The 5,980-nt window shown below is 58.0% G+C and carries 7 protein-coding genes and 1 pseudogene; 6 read left to right on the top strand and 2 right to left on the bottom strand.

Annotated features, from left to right (window positions below; all coding sequences use genetic code 11):
- From M3436_18540 to M3436_18560, 5 genes and pseudogenes are all read left to right on the top strand, one after another.
- A partial coding sequence (locus M3436_18540) for an IS1634 family transposase (GenBank protein MDQ3565996.1) occupies positions 1-1,127 on the top strand: 1,127 nt, incomplete at its 5' end.
- 576 nt (positions 1,128-1,703) lie between these two features.
- Entirely contained in the window at positions 1,704-1,985 is a 282-nt protein-coding gene (locus M3436_18545; protein MDQ3565997.1) for a hypothetical protein, read from the top strand.
- 15 nt (positions 1,986-2,000) lie between these two features.
- On the top strand, positions 2,001-2,282 hold the full coding sequence (locus M3436_18550; protein MDQ3565998.1) for a hypothetical protein: 282 nt from the start codon (positions 2,001-2,003) through the stop codon (positions 2,280-2,282).
- Positions 2,283-2,750: 468 nt separating this feature from the next.
- A complete protein-coding gene (locus tag M3436_18555; GenBank protein ID MDQ3565999.1) occupies positions 2,751-2,939 on the top strand; it encodes a hypothetical protein in 189 nt (62 codons plus the stop codon).
- Between the two features lie 256 nt (positions 2,940-3,195).
- Positions 3,196-3,501, top strand: a pseudogene (locus M3436_18560) (very short patch repair endonuclease).
- Here the strand turns inward: M3436_18560 and M3436_18565 are convergent.
- Positions 3,498-3,845 (bottom strand): AbrB/MazE/SpoVT family DNA-binding domain-containing protein, encoded by a 348-nt coding sequence (locus M3436_18565; protein MDQ3566000.1) that lies wholly within the window; start codon positions 3,843-3,845, stop codon positions 3,498-3,500. The pseudogene M3436_18560 and the gene M3436_18565 overlap by 4 nt on opposite strands.
- Positions 3,846-4,134: 289 nt before the next feature.
- On the opposite strand from M3436_18565, the gene M3436_18570 reads away from it, so the two are divergent.
- Positions 4,135-4,647 (top strand): hypothetical protein, encoded by a 513-nt coding sequence (locus M3436_18570; GenBank protein MDQ3566001.1) that lies wholly within the window; start codon positions 4,135-4,137, stop codon positions 4,645-4,647.
- A 449-nt stretch (positions 4,648-5,096) separates the two neighbouring features.
- On the opposite strand, the gene M3436_18575 is transcribed toward M3436_18570, so the two are convergent.
- Positions 5,097-5,840 carry an AAA family ATPase gene (locus M3436_18575; protein ID MDQ3566002.1) on the bottom strand — a complete coding sequence of 248 codons (744 nt, stop codon included), beginning with the start codon at positions 5,838-5,840 and terminating at the stop codon, positions 5,097-5,099.
- Between the last annotated feature and the right edge of the window lie 140 nt (positions 5,841-5,980).

The raw sequence follows: 5,980 nt of genomic DNA on the forward strand, positions 1-5,980 counted from the left end.
GCAGGAAGGATCGCCTGGAGGAAGCGCTTTTTGATCGGCGACGCGACCTCTTCAGTGAAGTCGATCTGGTCTTCTTCGACACGACCTCCCTCTATTTCCAAGGCGAAGGCGCGAGGATCGGCCAGCGTGGCCATAGCAAGGATCACCGGCCCGATCTCAAGCAAATGGTGGTGGGCATGGCGATGGATGTCGAGGGACGGCCGATCTGTTGCGAGATGTGGCCTGGCAACACCACCGATGTAACTACCTTGGTGCCCGTGGTCGAACGGATGCGAGGGCGCTTCGGCGTGCGGGAGATCTGCGTGGTGGCCGATCGCGGGATGATTAGCCAGGAAATCATTCGGGCTTTTGAAAACAGTAAGCCGCCGATGCGATACATCCTCGGCGCGCGGATGCGCAACCAGAAGGAAGTCAGCCAGCAGGTATTAGCCAGCCGCAAGCCGTGGAGAGAAATCACCCCTGAAGGCAAGAAGGCCAAAGATCCCGCGCCCTTGAAAATCAAGGAAGTGATCCTTGAAGGCCGTCGCTACATTGTCTGTCTCAACGAACAAGAGCGGCGCAAAGACGCGCATGACCGTGAGGCCATCGTGGCCAGTCTGCGTGAGCAGCTTTCCAAAGGCGACAAAGCGCTCGTCGGCAACAAAGGCTATCGGCGTTATCTCAAAGCCCAAGCCGGGCGGCGATTTAGCATCGATGCGGAGGCGATTAAAAACGACGCCCGCTATGACGGGATCTGGGTCTTGCGGACCAACACTGACCTGGAAGGCGAAACCGTTGCCGCCACTTACAAGCATTTATGGATGGTGGAAACGATCTTTCGCACGACTAAAACCATCCTCGAAACGCGGCCCATCTATCACAAGCGCGATGAAACCATCCGCGGCCACGTCTTCTGCAGTTACCTGGCGTTGCTGCTGAAGTGGGAGCTCGAAGAACGGATGCGGCAGGCAGAACTTTGTTGGGAATGGGCTGAAGTGGTGCGCGGGCTCGATGCGCTTCAGGAGGTCGAAGCCAACTTCCAAGGCAAACGCTTTGTGCTGCGCAGCGAAGTGCGCGGCCACGCGAGCCAGGCCCTTCGGGCAGTGGGAGCGGCGTTGCCACCGACCTTGCGCGAATTGCCGGTCTGACTGGCTTGCCCGGCGGAAATGTAGTGCCAACACCCTTTCCGTCTCACGTAAGTGCCTCATTACCAGCATATGCCGCTTCCGCACTGTAGAAGATGGCCAGACAATCAGCCCTTCACGAGCGCGTGTCAGGAGAACGCGGTATGTGTTCAGAAGATATTGTCGATCTTCGGCGCTTCGCACTACTCCCCATCGCGAACCGCTAAAATTGCGATAGGTCCAGTCGTTGTTAGACCGGTCGAAAGTAAAATCGCCGCTCCAGCAAACGCCCACCCAATCGAGTTCGAGTCCCTGACATTCAAATTCCGAAGCAGCTATCTCAAGCTGGTTCGATGACCGCACGTCGCCGGGTTCGGCGAGAAACCAGTGCTCATAGAGGTGCTTGTTACCTGTCCGGAACCCGCTGGAAAGCTCAATGCCTTCAGCCCGCAGACGCAGCCCTCCAGCGCTCGCAACCAGTCCGCAACGGCGGAGGCCGCGCGTCTCGTTTCGTAGCCATTCGCGAGCCGTCTTCAGCGAACGGGTCATTCGCATTGGGAAGCGGTTCATCCCTTGAGCGATCTCCAGAGCGGCTGACGTATGGCCACGCAGCACCGCCTCGACCCACTTCGTGAGTTGCACCGCGCGAAAGGAGCGGAGCGGGACGTCAAGATGAAGCCCGGATTCGATCTGCACATTCTGGAACTCGGTCGCGTTGCTCTCGAAAAGTCGATGCCCCGAGACGCTTGCGTCGCCGTTCAGAGCTTCAGGGGAAACGACGACGTGCCAGTGCCGGAAATGCGCCGCGAGGCTTCTTCCCCACTCAGCAAGCCCTGCCTCGCCCGTGTTGATTTCCTGGCCGCCTCCGACGAGCGCCACTAAAACCGCCCAATCTGGATGTCGATCCATGATCGAGAGCATGGTCGTCGGTTCAGATTCAGCACGGCCCGTTTTCAGCGCGTTCTGCGCCTCGTTCCAGGCACGCTGCGCTTCATCGAAGACAATCACGTTCTCAGCAGGCGGAAGGTCCGGGTGCTCAACAGCGAATCGCGCAAATGCGTGAACGCTTTGGATGAACGTGCTCGTCGTGCGCGCTACGCTCGCACCGCCGCGAAGCTGGCGGTGCCGTCTGGCGATCGCCGCGGCAACGATCTTCACGAGCGGCCCGTTGCCCGATAGAAACACGCCGGGCTGGCGGCCGTCGCCGCGGAGCGCGGCGTTTTGGATAACGTTGAGACCTGCCAGCGTCTTGCCTGCACCGGGCACCCCTGTCACGACGCAAATTACCTTTCGCTTATTCCGCTGGGCGTCGCGGATGACTGAGATGAGACACTCGGACGTGCGGGTTAGATTGATTGCTCCGGCGTGTGAGTGCGCAATCTCACGGACATCGTGGTCGGCGTAGAGGGCTTCGGCAGCTTCGATGATCGTCGGCACGGGACGGTAGGGGGACGCTTCCCATGCAGCCGCGTTAATTGGTAGCGTTTCGACATCTCGTTCTGCGGCAAGGATGCCAGCAATCACGGTCACCAGATCGACGCGATTCGCGAGTCTTACGTGACGAACAACGTCGTCCGTCACCGGTCTGCTTTCGTGTAGCACTGATGGCGCACGGGCAGAAACCACAATCGGAACGATAACGCGGCCATGGCTCTGTTCGTGGAAGTCGCGCAAATCGAGTGCATAGTCCTCGACCTGGCGCTGAGCCTGGCGGGCATGAACCCGGTCTTCGGTCTTGAATTCGATGCAGACGATGACGGCGCCCGCGAGGAGCACGGCATCTATACGTTTCTGCCGCCGCGGAATTCGATACTCGAGCAACACGGACCATGCTGAGGCGGTAGCGTCTTCGGCGACAAATCGCGCGCACACTGCCTTAAGGATTGCGATCTCATGCTCCCACGCCTTGATCTGCTTGGTGAATTGCGTGCTGAACACATCCTCGCCGCTCACGCGATTCAGAGCGCCGAGCAAGGTGTCTGAAGGAGCGGCAATGATGTCCGCGAATGTGCCTCGGTAATACGCTGATCGCGCTCTTTCGCGCCCACGGAATAAACGGATGGCGCAGGCGACAAATAGTGTTTGGAAAACCGACTTTGTATTCCGGCGCCAGCGCGTTGTGGTCTTTGTGGACGGCTGTTTCTGGCATGGTTGCCCGAAGCCGAAGCATGCGCCGATGCCAAAGAACCGCGCCGATTGGTGGGCCGAGAAACTAGCGCGCAACCAGACGCGCGACCGCTTGGTAACGCGAACCCTTCGCGACAAAGGCTGGCGAGTCGTGCGCGTTTGGGAGTGCGATCTAGCGACCAAGCATTGGACTCGCCTTGCCTCAAGGATGCTTCGGGCGCTGGCACGAGAGCCTTACCAAAAAACCCGCAGTCAAACAAACAATTCCTAGGCTTTCTTGGATTGCTCCTCCCAAGTTTGGTTATTCGCGAGTTCGCCATCATCCTTCTCCTCGCGCCGCCGGCCATCTTTGTTGCGCTCCAAGGGGTTCTGTTCGCGTTTGTGCTCGGGCCACCACTCCGTCATTGGCTTGTCCCCCGGCTTGCGCTTCACGGCCCCGCGTCCCCGCTTGATCAATGTTGCCGTCACCGGCTTTAAAAGAATTCCGTCCGATGTGGCGGTGACGATTGCTCGAGTGCCTTCCTGAATTGCGAATTCTTTGCGCAGCCAGCTCGGGATAAACACCTGCCCTTTCGCCCGGAACCAAACGGTGCTGGGCTTGGAGGTGTCATTCATCCGGAATTTCTGGCATGGGTTCTTCCATCGGACAAGTCAGGCTCGTTGGACACGCGACGTGGCTAAACTGTCAAACTCAGCCATTGATGACGAGCTGCTTTATCTCTTCAATCGCCGCCGTAAATGTGCAGCACCTGCATCAGTATGACCGAGATCGCTTCGTGAGCTTTCTCCTCGTCGTCAGCAGCCAGGGATTGCAACAGAATGTCGGCTGTTTCCAGAAGTGGCCTCCACTCCAGAAAGGGCTTGCTGTTTTCGGGCGTTCATGGTGAGGGATGAGCTTCAAGGGATGCCAGATAAAGAGATAAGCTGTAGAAGCGCCCGGGGGAAAAGGCGGTCACCGCACACCGAGGTTGAATTTGCAGTGAAGTTTGTGGGTCGGGCTGTTTCCCAGCGAGTCGAAATCGCGAAGCACGCCTTCGTGATCTTGCCGACTCAGCCGGCACCAATGATGGCGTTCCTCCCTGCTGGGGTCACATTTGAATCCTTTGCCAGCGTCCAATCCGACGTGGTTGGTTACAAAGTAACGGCTTTGAAATCTGCTCCAGATGAATACTTCGACTTGGAGCTTCCAAGCAGCGAGTCGGCGATGCCAGGTGTCAAAAATTGGTCCCCAGTTCGCTTCCGAACAGAGTTCGTGGCCTGGTCGATCTTCGCTTTTACGATGGATACTGATCCGGGGGCGATGAGGGTTGTGGTTGGCAAGCTTCAGAATCTGGAGAAATCCGTCGCGGTAGTGAAAGTGGCGCGGATTAATGTAGGGATCAATGAAGCAAACTTCACGAGCGACGCGGATCAGTGACAAGAGGTGATCACGGTAATCATCGATGTGAAAACGTAACGCCGCAGATTGGGCCGGACGGAGATTTTCACGCTCGACGGCATCATCCGTAGGTACCACTAAACATTCCTCTGCGAACCGTTCAGCCGTGGACCTCTCGCTAAAGATCGCCCGCAGGTCACGATGCCCTCGGCTGGCGATTGCTTCCCGGCACCATTCCTCCGTAGTCTCAGGCGGGCTGGAAAGAAAAGACGGACAGGAGAGTAGTCGTCCACTTTTCCAGAGCGATTCGATCACCTTCCTGCCCGCCGGCGATAGGGCCTCCAGCCTCTGAGCTAAGTTCTGCCGCCATGAGCCCTTACGCAGGTTCCGCACAAGGCCCTCGCGAAGGCACAGCTCAAAAACGGAGCGGAGGTTATCACCCCTCGCTTCCAGCACCTCTGGGAGGATGGCAAATTCGGGCAGGAAAGTCACATCAACACCTCCCGAAGGCCTTCCTGGAAAAATCCACCCGGCCAATCGTGGATGAGCTCACCGCGCTCATTCAGTGGCATGTCGCGGACGACGCTCTCACTGCCGAGGTTCTCGACGTACAGCACCGCGATTTGGTTCGGCGAGAGCTTGCCTTCGCGAACCCGCCGCTGAAGGCGCAGAAGTAAGTGTTCGCTGTGCGTTTCGCAGATGATGTGGGCCAAGGGATGATTCTTGCGAGTGATCGCTTCGAGGAATACGTCGCCGAGTTCGGCCTGCATCGCGGGATGAACGTGGGCTTCCGGTTCCTCCAGCAGCAATGTCCCGCTAGGCTCACGGCCGAAGCGGTCCTGGCGTGAAAAGCAGGCCAGTAGCACAGGGATGAACTGACTTAATCCGTAACCCGCTTCTCGAGGACTGAGGGTGACGCGCCGGTCCCGATCATACAATGAGAGTCTCACCTCGCGCTCCACGGCCTCCGTGGCATCAGCTTGCCGACGGAGATTTGTTCGGGCGGTCAAAACTTCCCCGGCAATCTCCAAATCTCCACATAGGTCGCGATGTTTTCGCAACCAGCGCTCCGTTTGTTTGATCGCCTCTTCCTGCGAAATCCAGGGACGTTGTGGACGCTTTCCGGGAGCCGGCTTCTTGCGCTCTGTGGCTGACTCCTTCGCGTCGGCAAATGACTCTTCGATCGGTTCACTCAGGATAACGTGATTGGGCCATTCGCGCGCGACACCCAAGTGAGTAGCCCGCCCGACGAGGGACTCTAGTCCCTAAACAAGCGTGGTTTTTTCGTCCGGAAGCAAAGAAAAGCTCGAAATGCGCTTCAGTGCTTGGTTTGCTGGTTGTGTTAACTAAAACAACAACCCAACACCAAAGG

Source organism: Pseudomonadota bacterium (assembly GCA_030859565.1).
Classification (GTDB): domain Bacteria; phylum Pseudomonadota; class Gammaproteobacteria; order JACCXJ01; family JACCXJ01; genus USCg-Taylor.

What these genes read in the sequence shown, in the direction of transcription:
- M3436_18570 (MDQ3566001.1), top strand. Translation starts at nt 4,135, where the DNA reads ATGCCAGATAAAGAGATAAGCTGTAGAAGCGCCCGGGGGAAAAGGCGG.
- M3436_18550 (MDQ3565998.1), top strand. Translation starts at nt 2,001, where the DNA reads ATGTCGATCCATGATCGAGAGCATGGTCGTCGGTTCAGATTCAGCACG.
- M3436_18555 (MDQ3565999.1), top strand. Translation starts at nt 2,751, where the DNA reads ATGGCTCTGTTCGTGGAAGTCGCGCAAATCGAGTGCATAGTCCTCGAC.
- M3436_18565 (MDQ3566000.1), bottom strand. Translation starts at nt 3,845, where the DNA reads ATGAATGACACCTCCAAGCCCAGCACCGTTTGGTTCCGGGCGAAAGGG.
- M3436_18545 (MDQ3565997.1), top strand. Translation starts at nt 1,704, where the DNA reads ATGGCCACGCAGCACCGCCTCGACCCACTTCGTGAGTTGCACCGCGCG.